Source organism: Kitasatospora sp. NBC_01300, from assembly GCF_041435235.1.
Taxonomy (GTDB): Bacteria; Actinomycetota; Actinomycetes; order Streptomycetales; family Streptomycetaceae; genus Kitasatospora.
In genome coordinates, this window is the sequence record NZ_CP108408.1 from 2,410,124 (window position 1) to 2,431,230 (window position 21,107).

At 74.4% G+C, this 21,107-nt stretch carries 18 protein-coding genes; 3 read left to right on the forward strand and 15 right to left on the reverse strand.

What is annotated here, in order from left to right; all coding sequences use genetic code 11:
* Positions 1-110: 110 nt before the first annotated feature.
* The 4 genes from OG556_RS10785 to OG556_RS10800 form a co-directional block, all read right to left on the reverse strand.
* Positions 111-1,946, reverse strand: coding sequence for an LCP family protein (locus OG556_RS10785; protein WP_371516915.1), 1,836 nt, complete (start codon positions 1,944-1,946; stop codon positions 111-113).
* Between the two features lie 12 nt (positions 1,947-1,958).
* Complete coding sequence (gene nadD, locus OG556_RS10790; RefSeq protein WP_371516916.1) at positions 1,959-2,591, reverse strand: nicotinate-nucleotide adenylyltransferase; 633 nt, start codon at positions 2,589-2,591, stop codon at positions 1,959-1,961.
* A gap of 124 nt (positions 2,592-2,715) precedes the next feature.
* Positions 2,716-2,871 (reverse strand): hypothetical protein, encoded by a 156-nt coding sequence (locus OG556_RS10795; protein ID WP_167745857.1) that lies wholly within the window; start codon positions 2,869-2,871, stop codon positions 2,716-2,718.
* Positions 2,872-3,023: 152 nt separating this feature from the next.
* Entirely contained in the window at positions 3,024-3,170 is a 147-nt protein-coding gene (locus OG556_RS10800) for a hypothetical protein (protein WP_159398425.1), read from the reverse strand.
* A gap of 248 nt (positions 3,171-3,418) precedes the next feature.
* On the opposite strand from OG556_RS10800, the gene OG556_RS10805 reads away from it, so the two are divergent.
* Complete coding sequence (locus OG556_RS10805; RefSeq protein ID WP_371516917.1) at positions 3,419-4,513, forward strand: M48 family metallopeptidase; 1,095 nt, start codon at positions 3,419-3,421, stop codon at positions 4,511-4,513.
* 42 nt (positions 4,514-4,555) lie between these two features.
* Here OG556_RS10805 and OG556_RS10810 read toward each other — a convergent pair whose 3' ends face one another.
* Positions 4,556-5,995, reverse strand: a complete 1,440-nt coding sequence (locus tag OG556_RS10810; protein WP_371516918.1) for a DUF2079 domain-containing protein — start codon at positions 5,993-5,995, stop codon at positions 4,556-4,558.
* Between the two features lie 129 nt (positions 5,996-6,124).
* On the opposite strand from OG556_RS10810, the gene OG556_RS10815 reads away from it, so the two are divergent.
* Together OG556_RS10815 and OG556_RS10820 are read left to right on the forward strand one after the other, a co-directional pair.
* Positions 6,125-6,802: a response regulator transcription factor gene (locus tag OG556_RS10815; RefSeq protein ID WP_371516919.1), complete on the forward strand. Its 678-nt coding sequence runs from the start codon at positions 6,125-6,127 to the stop codon at positions 6,800-6,802.
* The gene (locus OG556_RS10820) at positions 6,792-8,378 is read left to right on the forward strand and encodes a sensor histidine kinase (protein ID WP_371516920.1); all 1,587 of its coding nucleotides are present in this window, start codon (positions 6,792-6,794) and stop codon (positions 8,376-8,378) included. The genes OG556_RS10815 and OG556_RS10820 overlap by 11 nt, the downstream gene beginning before the upstream one ends.
* On the opposite strand, the gene OG556_RS10825 is transcribed toward OG556_RS10820, so the two are convergent.
* From OG556_RS10825 to OG556_RS10870, 10 genes are all read right to left on the reverse strand, one after another.
* Positions 8,375-9,433 carry a hypothetical protein gene (locus OG556_RS10825; RefSeq protein WP_371516921.1) on the reverse strand — a complete coding sequence of 353 codons (1,059 nt, stop codon included), beginning with the start codon at positions 9,431-9,433 and terminating at the stop codon, positions 8,375-8,377. The two genes, OG556_RS10820 and OG556_RS10825, sit on opposite strands and share 4 nt — an antisense overlap.
* A gap of 116 nt (positions 9,434-9,549) precedes the next feature.
* A complete protein-coding gene (locus OG556_RS10830) occupies positions 9,550-10,128 on the reverse strand; it encodes a hypothetical protein (protein WP_371516922.1) in 579 nt (192 codons plus the stop codon).
* 123 nt (positions 10,129-10,251) lie between these two features.
* Positions 10,252-11,574, reverse strand: coding sequence for a glutamate-5-semialdehyde dehydrogenase (locus OG556_RS10835; RefSeq protein ID WP_371516923.1), 1,323 nt, complete (start codon positions 11,572-11,574; stop codon positions 10,252-10,254).
* A 136-nt stretch (positions 11,575-11,710) separates the two neighbouring features.
* Complete coding sequence (locus tag OG556_RS10840; RefSeq protein ID WP_371516924.1) at positions 11,711-12,235, reverse strand: hypothetical protein; 525 nt, start codon at positions 12,233-12,235, stop codon at positions 11,711-11,713.
* A gap of 168 nt (positions 12,236-12,403) precedes the next feature.
* Positions 12,404-13,540 carry a glutamate 5-kinase gene (gene proB, locus OG556_RS10845; RefSeq protein WP_371516925.1) on the reverse strand — a complete coding sequence of 379 codons (1,137 nt, stop codon included), beginning with the start codon at positions 13,538-13,540 and terminating at the stop codon, positions 12,404-12,406.
* 297 nt (positions 13,541-13,837) lie between these two features.
* On the reverse strand, positions 13,838-15,316 hold the full coding sequence (obgE, locus tag OG556_RS10850; RefSeq protein WP_371516926.1) for a GTPase ObgE: 1,479 nt from the start codon (positions 15,314-15,316) through the stop codon (positions 13,838-13,840).
* Between the two features lie 100 nt (positions 15,317-15,416).
* Positions 15,417-15,674, reverse strand: coding sequence for a 50S ribosomal protein L27 (gene rpmA / locus OG556_RS10855; protein WP_360211510.1), 258 nt, complete (start codon positions 15,672-15,674; stop codon positions 15,417-15,419).
* Between the two features lie 14 nt (positions 15,675-15,688).
* Positions 15,689-16,006, reverse strand: a complete 318-nt coding sequence (gene rplU, locus OG556_RS10860; RefSeq protein ID WP_350878251.1) for a 50S ribosomal protein L21 — start codon at positions 16,004-16,006, stop codon at positions 15,689-15,691.
* Positions 16,007-16,239: 233 nt separating this feature from the next.
* The gene (locus tag OG556_RS10865) at positions 16,240-19,857 is read right to left on the reverse strand and encodes a ribonuclease E/G (RefSeq protein WP_371516927.1); all 3,618 of its coding nucleotides are present in this window, start codon (positions 19,855-19,857) and stop codon (positions 16,240-16,242) included.
* A gap of 432 nt (positions 19,858-20,289) precedes the next feature.
* Positions 20,290-21,051, reverse strand: coding sequence for a TIGR03936 family radical SAM-associated protein (locus OG556_RS10870; RefSeq protein ID WP_363620240.1), 762 nt, complete (start codon positions 21,049-21,051; stop codon positions 20,290-20,292).
* Between the last annotated feature and the right edge of the window lie 56 nt (positions 21,052-21,107).

Here is a 21,107-nt window from a genome sequence, read left to right on the forward strand (position 1 = left end):
GCTTGGGGGGCGACCCCTGGCTCCTGGCCGGGGGTCGCCTTCCAGGATCTCACGCCGCCCGGGCGGCCCCGGAACGCTTTTCCGGGGCCGCCCGGGCCGCAGGCCGCGGCCTACTGGCTCTTCGGCGGCTGGTAGTCCTTGCCGAGCACGACCACCAGGTCCGCGTTCTGGGCGTCGCCGACCTTCTTCACCGCCGTGTCCGGCAGTCCGAGGCTGATCGCCAGCGACTTCGCCGCGGCCTGCCGGGCGTCGTCGGTGTAGCGGATCTCACTGGCGGCCTGCGCGGCGGTCTTGGAGCCGCCGGGCAGGAAGGTCAGGCCGGAGTTCACGATCTGGACCTGTGCGGCGGCGGCCGCCTGGTCGTTGCCGGTGGCGTCCTGGAGCGAGACCCGGGCGGGGGCGTCGGCGGAGGCCGCGGACTTCACGGTGCCGCCGAGCACGTCCTTGACCTGCTTGCCGGCGGTGGCGTCGTCCAGGCCGCCGTCCGGTTTGACGGTCAGCGCGGTGGTGCCGAGGTGGCCGTCCTTCGCCTGCTGGGCGAGCTGGGCGAGCACCCCGGCGAGGGCGTCCTCGGGCAGCGAGGGGTCGAGCACCGCGTTCATCCGGTGCACGTCGTCCTTGGCGTCCTTGAACTCGGTGGGCATGGTGCGCACCACGGCGTCCATCACCTGTCCGAACCGGGCCAGTTGGGCGTCCCGGTTCTCGCCGGACGCCTGGAGGGTGGCGTAGGCGACCGCGGCCTTCCCGTTCAGCAGGGTGTTCTTGCCGGCCGCGGACAGCAGCTTGCCGTCCGGCTTCCCGCCCTCGTGGGTCTCCGCGTTGGTGTCCACCCGGACGCCGCCGAGCTGGGAGACCAGCATCTCCAGGTAGGGGGTGTCCAGCCGCCAGGTGCCCGCGACCGGGGCGCCGAGCACGGTGGACAGGCCGTCGCGGGTCGCGGAGGCGCCGATGCTGTCCATGGCCTGGCCGACGGTGGTGACCGGCGGGTCGCCGGGGCCGGGCAGCCGCAGGGTGTCGGGCAGCAGGAGCACGGTGCCCTTCTTCCCGGTGGAGTCGTTGACCAGCAGCGCACTGGAGACCTTGCCCTGGAGGTCGCGCAGGTGGACCACGTTGACCTGGCGCGGACCGGCCGCGCTCGCCGCGGTCTGCTTGTCGCCGGTGAACCAGAGGTAGCCGCCGGTGCCGGCCGCCGCGAGCGCCACCACCGCGCCGAGGCCGATCAGCCGGTTGCGCAGCCGGCGGCGGCGCTCGGCGCGCACCTCGCTGCGGGACTCGGCGAACTTCAGCCAGTCGATGACGTCCTCGGACTCCTCCTCCTCGTCGACGAAGGTGAACTCGTCCGTGGGGTAGTCGTCCTTGGCGCCCTTGCCGCCGCCCTTGCCGCCGCCCTTGCCGGCCCGGGCCCCGCCGACCAGTTCGGACGGCGGCTCGGGCTTGGCGCCCGCCGCCTCGGCGGCGGGCCGGGGCACGCGCGGGCGCGGCGGCGCAGCAGCGGCGGGGGCGACGGGCGCGGGCGCGACGGCGGCCTCGGGCTCGACCGCCGCCGGCGCACCCTCCGCCGGCGCGGCCGGGTAGGCCTGCTGCTGGTAGCCGCCCCCGGCCTCCGGCCCGGGCGACCCCCATCCGCCGTACGCCGGGTCCTGGTAGCCGTAGCCCCCCTGCTGCTGGTACGCCTGCACGGGCTGCCCGTACTGGTCGTACTGCTGGTCGTACTGCTGCTGTTGGGGCTGCTGGTACGCCTGGTACGGCTGCTGCTCCTGGTAGCCGCCGTACGGGTCCGCCGTGTACACCGGCTGCCCGTACTGGTCGTACTGCTGCTGGTCGTACTGCTGCTGCGGAGGCTGTTCGGACTGCTGCTGGTAGCCCTGGTACTGCTGGTACTGCCCGGTCGACCAGTCCTCCGGCTGCTGCTGGTGCCGCTGGCCTCCGCCGCTTCGCTCGGTCACGCCCGCTCCTGGTCAGGTCCGGTGCGGCGCGTAGAGCGCCCGCTTGTCGATGTAGCGGACCACGCCGTCCGGGACGAGGTACCAGACCGGTTCGCCCTTGGCGACCCGGTTGCGGCAGTCCGTGGAGGAGATGGCCAGCGCGGGGACCTCGACCAGGGAGACCCCGCCCACCGGGAGCCCGGCGTCCGACAGGGTGTGTCCCGGGCGGGTGCACCCGATGAAGTGCGCGAGCGAGAAGAGCTCGTCGGAGTCGCGCCAGGAGAGGATCTGGGCGAGCGCGTCGGCGCCGGTGATGAAGAAGAGGTCGGCGTCCGGGTGCTGGGCGTGCAGGTCGCGCAGGGTGTCGACGGTGTACGTCGGGCCCTCGCGGTCGATGTCGATCCGGCTGACCGAGAACTGCGGGTTCTCGGCGGTGGCGATGACCGTCATCAGGTAGCGGTCCTCGGCCGGGGTGACGTGGCGGTCGCTCTTCTGCCACGGCTGCCCGGTCGGCACGAAGATCACCTCGTCCAGGTGGAACGCGCTCGCCACCTCGCTGGCGGCGACCAGGTGGCCGTGGTGGATCGGGTCGAAGGTGCCGCCCATCACCCCGAGGCGCTTCTTCACCGGTTCCGGTCCGCCGGGATTCCCGGCCTGCTCTCCCATGCCGCCACACCTTACGCGACGCCCGTTACGGTGCGGGAACGCCCGGGTGGGGGTTGTCCGAAGACGCGTGAGGGAGCGGCCGGCCGGTACGCCGGACGCTCCCCGAGCGGCCCCGGGAGGAGGCTCAGCGGTCCCGGTTGAAGCGGGTGGTCACGAAGAGCAGGAGCGCCAGGATGAACAGTGCGGCGCCACCCGTGAGGTACGGGTTCAGGCTCTCGTGGTTGCCCCCCTCGCTCTCGGCGAGCAGGTTCAGGACGGGGAGTGCGGCGGCAGTGTTCATGGTCGGCGGGACCTTCTCGGCTCGGGTGGACGGACCAGGGGTTCTTCCGGGCCGGTGAAGGCCCACCTGTCATCGTACGGGGGCTTACCCGGCAACCGCTCGGCGGCCCACCGCCGCTGACCGGGCGTGAGCCCGAACCGGGGCGGCGGTGCTCAGTTGCCGCGGAAGGCCCGCGCCATGATCCAGACCAGCAGGCCGACGCCGACGAACGACGCCACCACGATGATCCGCAGGAACAGGCCCGGGCCGGCCTCGTTGGAGATGGGTGCGGCCAGGCTGACAAGCGCGTCGGTGGACATCTGCGGGGCTCCTCGAACTGCTCGGTACCGGGGCCGGGGCCGGTCTCGGTTCTCCAGGGCATTCAGGGTAGACCGGCCTCACACCGGCGGCGCCCACCGGCCCCTGCGGCGTGGCCCGGCCCGCGCGTACGCTGCCCGTGGGGACGAGTACGCAACCGCGGACGTTGCAAGGACAGTCGTTGCAGGCGTAGACCAGCGGGGGCCGGCCGCCGGGCCGGGGCCGCCGTCGACCAGGAGGTACTCAGACCATGACCGACCCGACCGCGAAGACCCCGAGCCGGCGCCGCCAGCGCTTCCCCGACATCTCCACCCGCGCCTGGGAGCACCCCGCGGACCGTTCCGCCCTGGTCGCCCTGCGCAAGCTCACCGGTTTCGACGACGTCCTGAGGAAGCTCGCCGGGCTCGTCTCCGAGCGCTCGATCCGGCTGATGTTCCTGGCCACCGCCGTGAAGACCTCCGAGCGCCAGTTCCCCGAGCTGTACGACATGGTGCGCGACGCCGCCTACGTGCTCGACCTGGAGCAGGTCCCGGACCTGTACGTCACCCAGGACCCGACGGTCAACGCGTACTGCATCGGCATCGACACCCCGATCATCGTGATCACCAGCGGCCTGATCGAGCTGCTCGACGAGGAGGAGCTGCGCTCGGTCATCGGCCACGAGGTCGGCCACGCGATGTCCGGCCACGCGGTCTACCGGACGATGCTGATGATCCTCACCAACATCGCCACCCGGGTCGCCTGGGTGCCGCTCGGCAACCTGGCGATCATGGCGATCGTCACCGCGCTCAAGGAGTGGTTCCGCAAGGCGGAGCTGTCCAGCGACCGGGCCGGCCTGCTCGCCGGGCAGGACGTCCAGGCGTCCATGCGCGCCCTGATGAAACTGGCCGGCGGGCACAACCTGGCCGAACTGAACGTCGACGCCTTCCTGGAGCAGGCCGAGGAGTACGACAAGGCCGGCGACCTGCGCGACGGCGTGCTCAAGCTGCTCCAGCTGCTGCCGCAGAGCCACCCGTTCGCGGTGGTACGGGTCGCCCAGCTGAAGAAGTGGGCGGAGAGCGACGAGTACCGCTCGATCCTGGCCGGCGCCTACCCGCGCCGCACGGACGACCCGGACACCTCGGTCGGCGAGCAGTGGAAGGCCGCCGCCGACCACTACACGACCTCGGTGAAGGAGAGCAAGGACCCGCTGATGGGCCTGATCCGCGACGTGGCCGGCGGCGCCGCGACCGTCGGCGGCAAGCTCCGCGACACCTTCGCCGACACGTTCACCGGCGGCTCCCGCGGCGGTTCCGCCCCCCGCGAGGACGGCCGCACCGACCGGGGCGAGCGCACCGACGGCTGACCCCCCGCACCCGCGCCGACGGCCGGTGCGCCCCGCCCGGGGTCACCGGCCGTCGGCCTGCCCAGGCTGCCAGTGGTACACCGCCACCCCGGCCCCGTCCGCCACCCGCCGGTACCCGCCGCCGTCGACCAGGCCGGCCAGGAACCGCCGCTGCTCCGCCACCGGCACCGGGAAGACGTCCGGCTCCTCCAGCACCGCCACCCACTCCGCCACCGGCCGCCCCCAGCCGCCCGGCCCGCCCGCTCCGCCCGCCCCGCCCGCCCCGCCCGGCGGCGTCAGGTACGGGAACAGCGACACCGTGCAGCGCCCGGTCAGCTGCGGCGCCAGGCGGTTGGCGGCGGCCACCCGCGCGCCGTCCGGGACGACCGCCAGCACCCGGCGCACCTGCGCCGCCCGCCCGTCGCCCCGCCGGGCGTCCCCCGACAGCACGCCCGCCACCGGGCCGGTCGCGGTCAGCGCCACCGTCACGGCGAGCATCCCCGCCGCCACCGGCAGCCCCCGGCCCAGCCGGGGCAGCCGGGACAGCCGGGGCAGCCGGGGCAGCAGCAGGCCCACCCCGTGCAGCCCCGCCGTGAACAGCAGCGGCACCAGCACCGCGTCGTAGTGCTGCCCGGTGCGCCAGAACACCGGGTTGTCCACCCAGAACCGGGCCGCCAGCAGCACGCCCGCCAGCAGCACCAGCGGCGAGCGCAGCGCCAGCAGCAGCGTCGGAGCCAGCAGCAGCAGGACGGTCAGCGCCTTGACCGCCGGGAACAGCAGCCGGGCCAGCGGGTTCCCGCCGTCGAACTCCCCCATGTGCGCGTACGTGTACTCGCCGCCCGGGTTGAGCGCCGGGATCACCACCAGGGTGACCAGCAGCCCGGCCGCCACCGCCGCCAGCACGGTGGCCGCCCCCAGCCGGCGCCGCCCGCGCCACCACACGTAGCCGCCGACCGCCGCGACCAGCAGCGCCTGGTCCTCCTTGACCAGCAGCAGCGGCAGCGCCCAGGCCACCGCCGGGCCGTACCGCCCCCGGGCCAGCGCCACCACCGCGGCCGCCGCGAGCGGCACCGCGAAGGCCACCTCGTGGAAGTCGAACGCCACCGCGCTCTGCAACCCCGCCGACAGCCCGTACGCGACCCCGGCGACCGCCCCGCCCGCCGTCCCCAGCACCCGCACCGCGTACGCCGTCACCGGCACCGCGGACAACGCCACCAGCACCGCCTGCGCCACCAGCAGCGTGCCCGCCCCCGGCCAGAGCCGGTAGAACGGCGCCAGCACCGCCAGCACCGGGCTGAAGTGGTCGCCCAGGAGGTTGAAGCCCGTGCCCTTCAGCGCGACCACCGGCGCTTCGAACCGGGCGTAGGCGCGCACCGCCTCCTCGAAGATGCCCAGGTCGAAACCCGCACTCTCCAACCGGCCGTACCTGGTGAGCGAGACGGCGGCGTACAGCGGGGCGAGCAGGGCGGCCACCGACCACGGCAGCACACGTCGGAAATCCATGGGCCGGACGCTAGGAATTCCCCACTGAAGGGAAACTGAGGAAAGCTGAGGAAAACTTCAGCTCGGATATCCCGGGCAAGCCGGTCAAGGCCGTTGCGGGAAAACGTAATTCCCCCAAGGATGTCCGTCATGCGGCTACTGATCATCGAGGACGAGGAGCGGCTCGCGCAGTCCCTGAGGCAGGGGCTGGCAGCCGAGGGATACGCGGTCGACCTGGCCCACGACGGCGTCCACGGGCTCGAACTCGCCCTCACCGAGCCCTATTCGGCGATCGTGCTCGATCTGATGCTGCCCGGCCTCAACGGCTTCAAGGTCTGCCGCGAACTGCGCGCCGCCGGGAATTCCGTACCGATTCTGATGCTCACCGCGAAGACCGGCGAGTACGACGAGGCCGAGTCGCTGGACTGCGGCGCGGACGACTTCCTCAGCAAGCCGTTCTCCTACGTCGTCCTCACCGCCCGGCTGCGCGCCCTGCTGCGCCGCGGCGCCGCCGCCCGCCCCCCGGTGCTCGCGGTCGGCGCGCTGCGGATCGACCCCGCGGCCCGCCGCTGCACCGCCGCCGACCGACAGGTCCGGCTCACCACCAAGGAGTTCGCCGTGCTGGAATGCCTGGCCCACCGACCCGGCGAAGTGGTCCCCAAGGGCGGCATCCTGGACACCGTCTGGGACTCCGCCTTCCGGGGCGACGTGAACATCGTCGAGGTCTACGTCGCCGCCCTGCGGCGGAAACTGGACGTGCCCGGCATCGGCTGCCGGATCGAGACGGTGCGCGGCGCCGGATACCGGCTGGTGCCCGATGCGCACTGACCGCCTCCGCCCGCTGCTGCGTCCCTGGCACCGCTCCTCGCTCCGCATCCGCGCCGCCCTCGGCGCGGCCGTCGCCTCGGTGCTGGCCTTCTCGGTGGCCGCCCTCTGGGTCGGCGGCGCGGTCCACGACCAGTGGACGGCCGTCACCGAGAAGCAGGCCGAGCGCAGCATCCAGCTCGTCACCCACGACATACCCGGCGGTTCACAGACCTGGGTCGAGTCCCTGCAGGAGTCCTTCGTCCTGGTCCTGGCGGACGGACAGCTGGCGTTCCCGGTCCGCCCCTGGGACGCCGGCCGCGTCTGGAACGACGCCCGCACGGACGTCTCCTGGGTCCAGGCCAGCACCCTGCTGAAGGAGTACGCCGGCCTGCCGGTCGAACCCTTCGCCAAGATGCCGCCCTACCCCCAGAACGCCACCCCGGGCCGCACCGACCGGATCCGGATCCACCTGCCCGTCCACACCCGGCTGTGGCACGCGCCGCAGGACGGCCCCGACCTCACCGACCGGGACGTCACCCTGTTCAAGCGGGTCACCGACCAGGCGTCCTCGGAGGCACTGGAGAAGTACACCGGCATCGCGGGCCTGCCGGCGCAGCGCGTCACCGTCTACCTGCTGGTCAACCCCACCGCCGCCGACCAGGCCGAGGACCGGACGACCGGCATCCTGCTGCGCTACGTGCTGCCCGGCGCCACCCTGTTCACCGCCCTGATCGCCTGGCTGGTCACCGGCCTGGCGCTGCGCCCGGTGGAGTCGATCCGCCGGGGCATGGCCCGGATCGGCGCCGGCGCCTTCCACGAGCGCGTCCCGGTGCCGCCCTCGCGGGACGCCATCGCCCGGCTGGCCGAGACCACCAACACCACGCTCGGCCGCCTGGAACACGCGATCGACGAGCAGCGCCGACTGGTCTCGGACGCCTCGCACGAGCTGCGCAGCCCGCTGGCCGCGCTGCGCAACTCGCTGGAGGTCCCGCTGGCCCACCCGGCGGGCGTGGAGTGGCCGCAGGTGGTCCGCGACGCGCTCACCGACACCGAGCGGCTGCAACTGCTCACCGACGACCTGCTGCTGCTCGCCGCCGTCGAGGAGCCCGCCGGGCCGCTCGGCGGCGAGCCGGTGGACCTCGCCGACCTGGTCGGCGAGCAGGTCGCCGAACGCGCCCACCCGTCCGCCGGCGGGCCGGCCTTCCTGGCCGTCTCCCTGGAGCCCGCGCCCGTCCCGGGCAGCGAGCTGCGGCTGGGCCGGCTGGTGCGCAACCTGCTCGACAACGCCGCCCGGCACGCCCGCACCGCCGTCGCGGTCTCGGTGACCGTCGAGGACGGGCACGCCGTGCTGACCGTCACGGACGACGGCCCGGGCATCCCGCCGGGGGACCGGGAGCGGGTCTTCGACCGGTTCGTCCGGCTGGACGACGCCCGTTCCCGCGACGCCGGCGGCGCCGGGCTGGGCCTCGCCCTGGTCCGCTCGATCGCCCGCGGCGTCGGCGGCACCGCCGCCTTCACCGACCCGCCCCCGCCCGGCCCGGGCGCCCGCGCGGTGGTCCGCCTCCCGCTCGCCGCCGGCGCCCCGGACAGGAGCTAGGGCGCCAGCACCCCGCACACCTGCCAGGCCGGCTGCGCGTGGTTGCCCGGATCGATCGGCGCCGGCGGCGGGACCTGGGTGCCCTGCGGGGTGGCCAGCACCGGCTGGAGGAAGCCGGCCATCGAGGTGGTGCAGGGCTCCGGCCCGGCCTGGATCACCGAGTCCACCAGCCGCAGCTGGGCCGAGGCCAGGTCGACCCGGTCGAACTGGAAGGTCAGCTGCCGCCGGACGGTCTCCAGGGTGACCGGCGCACCGGCCGCGGATCCGGCCGGCTTCAGCGCGTAGACGAAGGTGTGGTCGGTGGTGATCTGCAGCGTGCCGCCGTCGGCCTCGTCGATCCGCATCGCGCCGGTCACCTTCACGGTGTCGGCGGCCAGCGCGACCTGCGCCGGGTCGAAGCGCACCAGCCAGCCGGTCAGCGCGTGGTGCCGGTCGTCGACCGGCTGGGTCACGCTGGCGTCGAACTGGGCCTGCTCCCCGGGGGTGACGAAGGACCGCACGTCGGCGGTCGCGCCCTGGACGAGGGTGGCCGGGGCCAGCGAGGAGGCCACCAGGTAGCGCTGGACGGTGTCGAGCGCCTTGGTCACCTCGACCCGGCTGAAGTGCTCGGTGGCGGCCCCCGTCGGGGTGCCCAGTCCGATCGCCCCGTCGCTGTAGCCGACCGGCAGCGCGGCGAACGGGTTGGCCGGGTCGGCGACCGGCCGGACCACCGAGGCCGGGCTCAACGCGACCAGGCTGACGGTCAGTTGGCTGCCCTCGGGCCGGGCCGAGATCCGGTTCGGCGAGCTGACCCCGAAGTACACCGCGGCCCCGAAGGCCAGCAGCACGAGCAGCAGCAGCGCGAGCGCCTGCCGCGGCACGCTGCCCAGCGGGCCGAACCGCACCCGCGGGCGGGTGGCCCGGCCGAAGGACCCGGCCAGCCGCTCCCGGGCCGACAGCTCCTGGATCCGGGCAGCCCGCACGAAGGACTCGTCGAAGACGACGGACCGGTACTCGTCCTCATTGCCGGAACCACCGTCGGGCGCACCCTCAGGAGGCTCTCGCGGGTCACCCATGACACCAGGGTAAGGCGCGCCCTCGCCCCTCCACGAGGGTGCGCCCGCAGAATCCCGGGAACGCCCCGCAACCGCCCGCCCCGGCGCGCACCACCCCCGCGCCACGCCCTACGACGTCACCCCGCAGGTGCCGTGACCACGAGCGACGGCTCGGCCGGCGCGGGCCTCGGATCGGTCCCGGGGCTGCTGCTGCCGGACTCCGGGCGCCGGGGCGCGCCGGAGGAGCCGCCCACGCCCTGGTAGATCGCCGCGACCGCGACGGCCACCAGGCTCACGCCCATGATCACGGCGAGCACCCAGGCCACCGGCCGGTGCCAGCGCTGCTGGGCCACGTACCGCCCGCGCCCGCGCGCCGGGTCGTAGCCGCGTCGGCGGCGGCCCAGGCGGCCGGTCGCCCGGCCGGGGCCCGACCAGGGATCGGGGTACAGGTGGTCGTCGTCGAGTCCGCTCGGGTGCGGGCGCAGCTCCAGCGGCAGCCCGTCCCCGGCGGTGACGTCATAGCCCCAGACCGGTCCCGCGGTGTCCGGCTCGAACCGGGCCTCGGCGGCGGCGAGCTGCCGCTCCTTGGCCGTCGGCTCGTGCACGGCGGCGGACCGGACGAAGGCCTCATCGAAGACCACGGTGGCGAACTCGTCGTCCGCACCACCGTGATCGGCGCCGTCGGGGTACGGCGAGCCCCCCACATCGTCAGCCACGGCTTCAGCGTATTACCGGGCGGCCGATTTGTCTGTGGCTCATCGCAGTTGGTCCGTCACACGTGTGACGCGGGCCGCCGCGGACCGCCCCGGGGCCCGGCCGGCCCGCCGCGCGGGCCGCGCTCAGCGCGCGTCCGCGTCCCCGCCCACGGTCTGCGTCGCCTCGCCGCGCACGTGCCCGTCACCAGTGACGATGTACTTGGTGCTGGTCAGCTCGGGCAGGCCCATCGGGCCGCGGGCGTGCAGCTTCTGGGTCGAGATGCCGATCTCCGCGCCGAAGCCGAACTCGGCGCCGTCGGTGAAGCGGGTGGAGGCGTTGACGGCCACCGTGGTCGAGTCGACCAGTCGGGTGAAGCGCCGGGCGGCGGCCTGCGAGGTGGTGACGATCGCCTCGGTGTGGCCGGAGGACCAGCGGCGGATGTGCTCGACGGCGGCGTCCAGCGAGGGCACCACGGCCGCGGCCAGGTCGTAGGACAGGTACTCGGCGCCCCAGTCCTCGTCGGTGGCGGGCACCACGGTGGCGGCGCCGCCCTCGGCGGCCTTGAGCACCGCGTCGTCGCCGTGCACGGTCACCCCGGCCTCGGCGAGGGCGGCCAGCGCGAGCGGCAGGAAGACGTCCGCGACGTCCTGGTGGACGAGCAGCGTCTCGGCCGCGTTGCAGACGCTGACCCGCTGCGCCTTGGAGTTCAGCAGGATGCCGACGGCCATCGCCAGGTCGGTCTGCGCGTCCACGTACACGTGGCAGTTGCCAGTGCCGGTCTCGATCACGGGCACGGTCGAGCCCTCGACCACCGTGCGGATCAGCGAGGCCCCGCCGCGCGGGATCAGCACGTCGACCAGGCCGCGGGCGCGCATCAGCTCCTGGACGGAGTCCCGGCTCTCGCCCGGGACGAGCTGGACGGCGTCGGCGGGCAGCCCGGCCGCGGCGACCGCGTCCCGCAGGACGGCGACCAGCGCGGTGTTGGAGCGGTAGGCGGAGGCCGAGCCGCGCAGCAGCACGGCGTTGCCGGACTTGAGGCAGAGCGCGGCGGCGTCCACCGTGACGTTCGGCCGGGCCTCGTAGATGATGCCGACCACGCCGAGCGGCACCCGCACCTGGCGCACGTCCAGGCCGTTGGGCAGGGTGTAGCCGCGCAGCACCTCGCCGACCGGGTCGGGCAGGCCGACGACGTCGCGCACGTCGGAGGCGATCGCGGCGATCCGCTCGTGGTCGAGGCTCAGCCGGTCGATCACCGACTCGGCGGTGCCGGCCGCGCGGGCCCGGGCCACGTCCTCGGCGTTGGCGGCGGTGATCTCGGCGCTGCGGGCCACCAGGGCGTCCGCGATCGCCAGCAGCGCGGCGTCCTTCGCCCTGCGCGGCAGCGGGGCGAGCGCGGCGGCGGCCTCCCGGGCTCGGCGCGCTACGGCGAGGACGGGGCTGTCGGCGGTGGCGAGGTCGCTGGTCATGCGCCAAGGGTAACGACTGCGCGGGGCCCGCCGAGCGGCCATTTCGCCCGGTGAGACGGCCCGACGGGACGGTCCTCCCCCGCGGCCCACCCGCCTTCGGGCCTCGTCCCGGGGCCGCGCCCGGGGTGCGTCCCCCTCAGTACGGGTGCACCCCGCCCAGGTGCGGCGGCGGATCGCCGAAGCCCTCCGCCACCCGCTTGTGGTACGTCGCCCGGTCGACCACCTCCAGGCCGACGATCTCCCACGGCGGCAGGTTCGCGGTGACCTTGTGCTCGCCCCACAGCCGCAGTGCTATCGCCGCCGCGTCGTGCAGGTCCCGGGCCTGCTCCCAGTACCGGATCTCGGCGTGGTCGGCGGCGTAGCGGGCGGTGAGGAAGAACGAGTGGTCGTGCGCCAGCCGCTCCAGCGAGGTCCGCAGCGAGGACAGCGGGGTGACCTGCCCGGACACGCTCAGCACCACGTGCCAGAGCCGGGCCTGCTCGGGCACGGTGGGCGGCTCCCCCGGGTCCGCGTGCCGCGACCGCGGCCTGCGCATCCCGCCGGGCCCCTGCGGCGGCGGACCGGCCGGCTCGGCGGGTCCGTCCCCGCGTCCGCCGTCGATGCTGGTCAGCCGCCGGCCCGCCGTCCCTGCGGTCAGCGTCGCCTCGCTTCTGCGTTCCACCGGCGGCCTCCTGTTCGGCGATGTCGTGTCGTCCCCCGCACCGGACCCGCCGGCCCGCGGCCGACCGGTACGGCTGCACCGCTCCTCGCCCGCGGCCGGGCCACTCCCCGTGCGGAGCGGCCCGCCCACCGCGCTCTGCCGGTCGGCCGGTACCGGCACACCGGCCGGTCAGCCGCGCAGAACGACCAGGTCGTCGCGGTGGACGACCTCACGCTCGTACGCGGCGCCGAACTCCTGGGCCAGGTCGCGGGTGGACCGGCCGAGCAGGCGGGGCAACTCCCTCGCATCAAAGTTGACCAGTCCGCGAGCCACGATGTGGCCGTTTTCGGCAAGAAGGTCCACCGGATCACCCGCCGTGAACTCCCCGTCCACCTTGGTGACCCCGGCGGGCAGCAGCGAGGCGCCGCCGGAGACGACGGCCGTGACGGCGCCCGGGTCGAGGTGCAGGGCGCCGCGCGGGCTGCTCGCGTGGGCCAGCCAGAGCATCCGGTCGGAGGTGCGGCTGCCGGTGCGCAGGAACAGGGTGCCGGTGCGCCGTCCGGCCAGCGCGTCGGCGGCCTGGCTGGCGGCGGTGAGCACCACCGGGATGCCCGCGCCGGTGGCGATCCGGGCCGCCTCGACCTTGGTGACCATGCCGCCGGTGCCGACGCCGGCCTTGCCCGCGCTGCCGATCTGGACGCCGTCGAGGTCGTGCGGGCCGCTCACCTGGTCGATCCGGCTGGTGCCGGGCCGGGCCGGGTCGCCGTCGTAGAGGCCGTCCACGTCGGAGAGCAGCACGAGCAGGTCGGCCCGGACCAGGTGGGCGACCAGCGCGGCCAGCCGGTCGTTGTCCCCGAACTTGATTTCGGCGGTGGCGACGGTGTCGTTCTCGTTGACGATCGGCATCGCGCCCATCGCCAGCAGCTGGTCGAGGGTGCGGTAGGCGTTGCGGTAGTGGGCGCGCCGGCTGGCGTCCTCGGCGGTGAGCAGCACCTGGCCGACCCGGATGCCGTACCGGGCGAAGGAGGCGGTGTAGCGGGCGACCAGCAGGCCCTGGCCGACGCTGGCGGCGGCCTGCTGGCGGGCCAGGTCCTTGGGCCGCTTGTCCAGGCCGAGCGGGGCCAGGCCGGCGGCGATGGCGCCGGAGGAGACGAGGACGACCTCGGGCGCGTCCGGGCGGCTGCGCACCTTGGCGAGCGCGTCGACCAGGGCGTCGACCCGGTCGGCGTCCAGGCCGCCGGCCGCCGTGGTGAGGGAGGAGGAGCCGACCTTGACGACGATCCGCCGGGCGGTCAGCACCTCCTCGCGCAGTGAGTCCTCGCTCATCTCGCTGTACGCCCTTCCGGTGTGGTGCGGGTGCGGCGGGCCGGGCCCGGCCGTCACCCCCGAAATCTACGCGATCCGCGCAGGTCGCCCGCAGGGGGTTTCACCGGCTGGACCCGCCCCGGCCACGGCGCCGCCACGGCCGGATCGCCGGTCCCGACCCCGGCCCGGACCCGGATCCGGCGGACCTGACGCCCCGTCAGTTCCGGCGGAGCCGGACACGCGAACGGCCCCCACCGCCCCGGAGGGTGGTGGGGGCCGTTCGCCCGGGCCGGTCGGGACGCGTCCCGACCGGCCGGGTCACTCCTCGTCGTCGCCCTCGTCGATGGCGGCCGGGCGGGTGCTGGAGAGCGCCTCGAAGGCGAGGAACTCGGCCTCGGCCGCGTCCCGGCCCTTCTGCTTCTCGCGGCGGCGGTCGACCGCCGGGCGCGGGCTCTCCAGGCGGTGGTCCTCACCGCGGCGGCCGAGCATCTCGGCGCCGGCGGCCATGGTCGGCTCCCAGTCGAAGACGACGGCGTTCTCGTCCGGGCCGATGATGACGGTGTCGCCCTCGTGCGCCCCGACCTTCCACAGCTTGTCCTCGACGCCGAGGCGGGCCAGCCGGTCGGCGAGGTAGCCGACGGCCTCGTCGTTGGAGAAGTCGGTCTGGCGGACCCAGCGCTCCGGCTTGGTGCCGCGGATGCGGTAGGCGCCGTCCTCCTCGGTGATGGTGAAGCCCTCGTCGTCAACGGCCTTGGGCCGCAGCACGATCCGGGTCGACTCCTCGACCGGCTTGGCGGCGCGCGCCTCGGCGACGATCTGCGCGAGCGCGAAGTTCAGCTCGCGCAGGCCCTTGCGGGAGGCGGCGGAGACCTCGAACACCTTGTAGCCGCGCTCCTCCAGGGACTCCCGGGTGAGGTCGGCGATGTCCTGGCCGTCCGGCACGTCGACCTTGTTGAGCGCGACCAGGCGCGGGCGCTCCTCCAGGCCGCCGTACTCGGACAGCTCGGCCTCGATGGTCTCCAGGTCGGTCAGCGGGTCGCGGCCGGGCTCCAGGGTGGCGCAGTCCAGCACGTGCACCAGCACCGAGCAGCGCTCGACGTGCCGCAGGAACTCCAGGCCCAGGCCGCGGCCCTGGCTCGCGCCGGGGATCAGGCCGGGCACGTCGGCGATGGTGTAGACGGTGTCGCCGGCGGTGACCACGCCGAGGTTGGGGATCAGGGTGGTGAACGGGTAGTCCGCGATCTTCGGCTTGGCCGCCGAGAGCACCGAGATCAGCGAGGACTTGCCGGCGCTCGGGTAGCCGACCAGGGCCACGTCGGCGACGGACTTGAGCTCCATCACGATGTCGCGGGCCTCGCCGGGCTCGCCGAGCAGCGCGAAGCCGGGCGCCTTGCGGCGGGCCGAGGACAGCGCGGCGTTGCCGAGGCCGCCGCGGCCGCCCTGGGCGGCAACGAAGCTGGTGCCGTGCCCGACCAGGTCGGCCAGCACCTCGCCGTTGCGGTCCAGCACCACGGTGCCGTCCGGCACCAGCAGGACGAGGTCGCCGCCGTCCGCGCCGGTGCGGTGGCCGCCCGCGCCGGGCTTGCCGTTGGTGGCCTTGCGCTTGGGCGAGTGGTGGTACTCGAGCAGGGTGGTGATCTGCGCGTCGACGGTGAGGATGACGCTGCCGCCCTCGCCGCCGTTGCCGCCGTCGGGGCCGCCGAGCGGCTTGAACTTCTCCCGGTGCACGGAGGCGCAGCCGTGGCCCCCGTTACCCGCGGCGACGTGAAGTTCGACGCGGTCCACGAAGGTGGTCATGGTGTGCCTCCAGTGTGCGAAAGTCTGCTGCTACCTGCGTAAAGCATGAAGGGTGGACCGGAACATTCCGGCCCACCCTTCACTGTGAGTCTGGTGTGACTCAGGCCTCGGAGGCCACGATGTTGACGACCTTGCGGCCGCGGCGGGTGCCGAACTGCACGGCACCGGCGGTCAGCGCGAACAGGGTGTCGTCGCCACCGCGACCGACGCCCGCACCCGGGTGGAAGTGGGTGCCGCGCTGGCGCACGAGGATCTCGCCGGCGGAGACGACCTGGCCGCCGAAGCGCTTCACGCCGAGGCGCTGGGCGTTCGAGTCACGGCCGTTGCGGGTAGAGCTTGCGCCCTTCTTGTGTGCCATATCTCGCTATCCCCTTACTTGCTGACCGAGTCGATGCTGGTGATGCGCACCGCGGTGTGCTTCTGACGGTGACCCTGGCGACGGCGGTAGCCGGTCTTGTTCTTGTAGCGCAGGATGACGATCTTGTCGCCCTTGGTCTGGTCGACGACCTCGGCGTGGGTCTTCACACCGGCCAGGACCCACGGGTCGGACGTGACGGCTTCGCCGTCGACGATCAGGATGGTCGAGAGCTCGACCGAGTCACCCGGCTTGGCCTCGATACGGTCGATCTCCAGCACGTCGCCGACGGCGACCTTGTGCTGGCGGCCGCCTGCGCGAACGATCGCGTACATGCGGTACCTGCTTTCCTTACTCGGTCGGAACTCCCGACGCCAGCCGCCTGGGTACGGACACAGGGGCCTCTCCCCGCCCGCTGCCGCGCGAACGCGGCGCTTCGGGAAGGTGATGTGCTCGGGAGCGTGTGGCGTAGACACGCCGAGGGTCAAGAATACGGACCGGCCGCCCGGGGGGCAAACCGGCCCGTACGGCCCGGGGCGGGAAGGGTCCCGCCCCGGGCGCGTGGGCACTACTCGGCCGCCGTATCACCTTCGGCGGCCGCCGCCTTCTTGGCCGCCGCGCTCGTCCGCTTGGTCGCGGTCTTGCGGGCGGTGGTCTTCTTGGCCGCCGTGGTCGTCTTCTTGGCGGCGGTCTTCTTCGCGGCGGTCTTGCGGGCGGCCCGCTTCTTGGGCGCCGGAGCCTCCTCCGCGGCCGGCTCCTCGGCCTCGGCCTCGGCGGCCGGGGCCACCTCCGCCGCAGCCTCGACGACGGCTTCCGCGGTCTCGACGGCCGGGGCCTCCTCCGCGGGCGCCTCGACGACGGCCTCCACGGCCTCGACGGCCTCGGGCGTCACCACGGCCGGGGCGGCCGTGTTGGCGGCCTCCAGGGCCGCCTCCAGCGCCGCGTCGGCCCGCGCCTGGAGCACCACGATCTCGGCCTCGCCCGGCGCACCGGCCGGAGCCGTCGCCTTGCGGACCGCGCGGCGGCGGGTGCGGCCGGCCGGAGCCGCCGGGGCGGCGGGGATCTCGACCAGGTCCGGCTGGGCGGCCGGGGCCTCCTCGACGGCCTCCGCCTCGACGCCCGGGACCTCCAGGGCCAGCTGGCCCTCGATCTCCTCGCGCACCGGCTCGCCCTCGACGAGCACCTCGGCCACCGCGGCCTCGACGGCCTGCGGCTCCTCGGCGGCAGCCCCGCCCTTGCCCCGGCGACGGCGCTTGCTGCTGCCCGCGGCCGCCTCGGCCGACACGGCCGGGGTGTGGACGTGGGCGCTCGGCTGCTCCATGTGAACGATCACGCCGCGGCCGTTGCAGTGCACGCACGGCTCGGAGAAGGACTCCAGCAGGCCCTGGCCGACCCGCTTGCGGGTCATCTGGACCAAGCCCAGCGAGGTGACCTCGGCCACCTGGTGCTTGGTCCGGTCCCGGCCCAGGCACTCCAGCAGGCGGCGCAGCACCAGGTCCCGGTTGGACTCCAGCACCATGTCGATGAAGTCGATCACGATGATGCCGCCGAGGTCGCGCAGCCGCAGCTGGCGCACGATCTCCTCGGCCGCCTCGATGTTGTTGCGGGTGACCGTCTCCTCCAGGTTGCCGCCCTGGCCGACGAACTTCCCGGTGTTGACGTCGATGACGACCATCGCCTCGGTGCGGTCGATCACCAGCGAACCGCCGCTGGGCAGCCAGACCTTGCGGTCCAGCGCCTTCATCAGCTGCTCGTCGATCCGGTAGGTGGCGAACACGTCCACCTCGGAGGTCCACCGCTGGAGCCGCTCGGCGAGGTCCGGGGCCACGTTGGAGACGTAGTCGTGGATGGTGCTCCACGCCTCGTCGCCGGAGACGATGACCTTGGTGAAGTCCTCGTTGAAGATGTCGCGGACGACCCGGACGGTCATGTCCGGCTCGCCGTACAGCAGCGCGGGGGCGTTGCCGGTCGCGGCCTTCTTCTGGATGTCCTCCCACTGCTGCTGCAGCCGCTGGACGTCGCGGGTCAGCTCCTCCTCGGAGGCGCCCTCGGCGGCGGTGCGCACGATGACGCCCGCGTCGTCCGGGACGATCTTCTTGAGGATCTGCTTCAGGCGGGCGCGCTCGTTCTCGGGGAGCTTGCGCGAGATGCCGGTCATCGAGCCCTCGGGCACGTAGACCAGGTAGCGGCCGGGCAGCGAGATCTGGCTGGTCAGGCGGGCGCCCTTGTGGCCGATCGGGTCCTTGGAGACCTGCACCAGCACGGACTGGCCGGACTTCAGCACCGACTCGATCCGGCGCGGGCCGCCGTGGCCCAGCGCACCGAAGTTGACCTCGCCGGCGTACAGCACGGCGTTGCGGCCCTTGCCGATGTCGACGAAGGCGGCCTCCATCGACGGCAGCACGTTCTGGACCTTGCCCAGGTAGACGTTGCCGACGTACGAGGTGGCCTGCTCCTTGTTGACGTAGTGCTCGACCAGCACGCCGTCCTCGAGGACGCCGATCTGGGTCCGCTGGCCGTTCTGGCGCACCACCATGACGCGCTCGACCGACTCGCGGCGGGCCAGGAACTCGGCCTCGGTGATGATCGGCACCCGGCGGCGGCCCAGCTCGCGGCCCTCGCGGCGGCGCTGCTTCTTCGCCTCCAGACGGGTCGAGCCCTTGATGGACTGCACCTCGTCCGGGTCGAAGGACGGCTCGGTGGAACGGCGGCGCGGCTCGCGCACCTTCACCACCGTGCGGACCCCGTCCTCGGTGGTCTCGGCGGTCTCGACGGCACCGGCCTCACCGCTGCGGCGGCGGCGACGGCGACGGCGACGGGACGAGGACAGGCCGGCGGCCAGGTCGTCGTCGTCCTCGACGTCCTCCTCGACGTCCGCGGCCGGCTCCTCGACGACGGACTGCCCGGTCTCGACGGCCTCGGCCTCGAACTCCTCGGCCTCGCCACGGCGACGACGGCGGCCGCCCCGACGGCGACGGCGCGACGGACGGTCGTCCTCCCACTCGCCCTCGGTCTCCGGACCGGCGACGGGGGCCTCGACGACGGGCGCCTCGACCGGCACCTCGACGGCCCGCTCGACCGGCTTCGCCTTCTCGGCGGCCTTCGCCCGCTCGATGACCTTGGCCTTCTCGGCCCGCTCGGCCCGCTCCGCCTTCTCGGCGGCCTTCCGCTCGGCGGCCTTCGAACGGCTCGGCGGCTGCACCCGCACCGAGGTGCGCACCCGGCGGCGGCGGCCGACGCCGCTGTACTCGAACTCGTCCTCCTCGCGCTGCGCGGCGGCGGCCGGAGCCTCCACCGGCGCCGGAGCGGCGGCGGCGGGCTGCTGCGGCGTCTGCGGCTGCGCGGCGGGGGCCGGGGCGGCGGCGGGCTCCTGGAACACCGGAGCCTGGAAGATCGCGGTGGACGGGCGGACCGCACGGCGGCGCACCCGGTGGGTCGGCTCGGCGGCCGGAGCGGGCTGGACGGCCACGGGCTCCTCGACCGGCTCCTCCTCGACGGGCTCCTCCGCGGCGGCGGGCTCCTCGACGGGGGCCTCGACGACCGGCGCGGCCTCGACCACGCGGCGGCGACGGGGCCGGCGGGCCGGAGCGGCGGGGGCCTCCTCGGCAACCGGCTCGGCGGCGGGGGCCTCGGCCACCGGGGCGGCGGCAGCGGGCTCCTCGGCCGGGGTCTCGGCGGCGGCCGGCGCACCGGCGGGCGCCTCGGCGCGCTTGCGGGTGCGGCGGGCCCGGACCGGCTTCTCGGCCACCGGCTCGGCGGCCGGCTCAGCGGCCGACTCGGCCACCGGCTCAGCGGCCTTCTCGACCGGCTTCGCGGTCGCCTTCGCACTCGCCTTCGTCTTCGCGACGGCGGGCGCCTCGGCGGCGGCCGGCTCGGTGACCACGACCGGGGTCGTCTCCGGCGTCCCGGCCGGAGCCTCGGCGCGCTTGCGGGTCCGGCGGGCCCGGACCGGCTTCTCGGCCACCGGCTCGGCGGCCGGTGCGGCCTGCGCCTCGGCGGCGGGCGCCTCGGCAGGGACGACCGTCTCGGCCGTCTCGGCGGCCGCGCCCTGCGGGGTGCCCGCCGGGCGGGACACCGCACGGCGACGGCGGCGCGGCGGCGCCGCGGAGGTGCCTTCGCCGCCGGTCGCGGCGGTCTCGTTCTGTTCCGTCGCCGCGTTCTGCTGCGGATCGGTGTTATCGAGCATGCGGGTGGATCTCCCGTCAGGCCCCCGGGCTCCACATCCGGGCACGGCACGGCACCCGTGGCCGGCCGGCATCGCGACGATGCTCGGGCCGGACCCTTTCACGGTGCCGCCGTGCGGACGCGAGGCCGCACAGGGGCTCGTAGTCTCGCTCGGCGCCCCGCCGCTCGGCGGGGTGTCGAAAGTCTTCTGGTCTGACCAGTCTTCTGAGGTTTTCCCAAGCTGCGCCGTTCCCCAACCCCGGGTGGCTCCCGGACGGGGTTCCCGGGCCCACCGACCTTCGTGGTCGGCGGGCCTCAGGTGGACGGCCTGTGCTGCGACGACGCTCGCTCCCCTGGGGAGCCGCGGGAACCTGGAGGACCGTCGGGCCCAGTGAGGCACTGGACCCGGCCTCCGCCCGTCAGGCGGACGCGGCCCCGCGAACCCCGGCGGCTGTCAGCCGGCCGGAGCCGCGGCGCGGTCGAGCGCCAGCGGGTCGGTCACCGTGCCGGACTCCTCGTCGAGCGGCCCCTGCGCCAGCCTGGTCACCTCTGCGGGGACCGGCGGCGCCAGGTCGGCCGTCACACGGAGACCGGACAATACGTCGTCGGGTCGTACGGCGGGTGTGGCGTGTCGTACTACCAGGCGCAGTATCGCACAGGGACGGCCGGTCCGAACATTGCGGTCCGCTTCGGCCGCCGTGTCCGCACCGTCGACGACCTGCGGCGCGGCGATCTCGAGCGCCGCCACCGGACCGCGCGCGTCGAAGACCCGCACGCCGTTCTTGGTCACGCGTTCGACCTCGACCCGCTCCGCGGCGAGGAACACCGCGACCGCGCGGGCGGCCTCCTGCGGCTCGACGCCGTCCAGCCGGAGCAGCCACTCGGAGGCCTCCAGGCGCTCCACGAAGTTCGGCGTCCGGACCTCGACCGCGTCGATCACGTCCAGTCCGGTCGGCAGCGACTCGTCCAGCTGTGCCCGCAGTTCCTCCGGGTCACGGAGGGCGGCCAGGCCGATCTCCAGGTACTCCGCCTCGCTCGCCACCCCGGTCGGGGCCGCGTTGGCGTAGGACACCTTCGGGTGCGGGGTGAAGCCGGCCGAATAGGCCATCGGCACGGCGGACCGGCGCAGGGCGCGCTCGAAAGCGCGCTGGAAGTCGCGGTGGCTGGTGAAGCGGAGCCGGCCGCGCTTGGTGTAGCGGAGACGGATCCGCTGCACCGTCGGCGCGGGCGGAGGACCGTCGGGCGTACGGCGTGCCAGGGTCGCTCAGTCCT

Excerpts from the sequence above, each read along its gene's own strand:
- nadD (WP_371516916.1), bottom strand. The coding sequence starts at position 2,591 with ATGGGAGAGCAGGCCGGGAATCCCGGCGGACCGGAACCGGTGAAGAAG.
- OG556_RS10795 (WP_167745857.1), bottom strand. The coding sequence starts at position 2,871 with ATGAACACTGCCGCCGCACTCCCCGTCCTGAACCTGCTCGCCGAGAGC.
- OG556_RS10800 (WP_159398425.1), bottom strand. The coding sequence starts at position 3,170 with ATGTCCACCGACGCGCTTGTCAGCCTGGCCGCACCCATCTCCAACGAG.
- OG556_RS10805 (WP_371516917.1), top strand. The coding sequence starts at position 3,419 with ATGACCGACCCGACCGCGAAGACCCCGAGCCGGCGCCGCCAGCGCTTC.
- OG556_RS10810 (WP_371516918.1), bottom strand. The coding sequence starts at position 5,995 with ATGGATTTCCGACGTGTGCTGCCGTGGTCGGTGGCCGCCCTGCTCGCC.
- OG556_RS10815 (WP_371516919.1), top strand. The coding sequence starts at position 6,125 with ATGCGGCTACTGATCATCGAGGACGAGGAGCGGCTCGCGCAGTCCCTG.
- OG556_RS10820 (WP_371516920.1), top strand. The coding sequence starts at position 6,792 with ATGCGCACTGACCGCCTCCGCCCGCTGCTGCGTCCCTGGCACCGCTCC.
- OG556_RS10825 (WP_371516921.1), bottom strand. The coding sequence starts at position 9,433 with ATGGGTGACCCGCGAGAGCCTCCTGAGGGTGCGCCCGACGGTGGTTCC.
- OG556_RS10835 (WP_371516923.1), bottom strand. The coding sequence starts at position 11,574 with ATGACCAGCGACCTCGCCACCGCCGACAGCCCCGTCCTCGCCGTAGCG.
- proB (WP_371516925.1), bottom strand. The coding sequence starts at position 13,540 with ATGAGCGAGGACTCACTGCGCGAGGAGGTGCTGACCGCCCGGCGGATC.
- obgE (WP_371516926.1), bottom strand. The coding sequence starts at position 15,316 with ATGACCACCTTCGTGGACCGCGTCGAACTTCACGTCGCCGCGGGTAAC.
- rpmA (WP_360211510.1), bottom strand. The coding sequence starts at position 15,674 with ATGGCACACAAGAAGGGCGCAAGCTCTACCCGCAACGGCCGTGACTCG.
- rplU (WP_350878251.1), bottom strand. The coding sequence starts at position 16,006 with ATGTACGCGATCGTTCGCGCAGGCGGCCGCCAGCACAAGGTCGCCGTC.
- OG556_RS10865 (WP_371516927.1), bottom strand. The coding sequence starts at position 19,857 with ATGCTCGATAACACCGATCCGCAGCAGAACGCGGCGACGGAACAGAAC.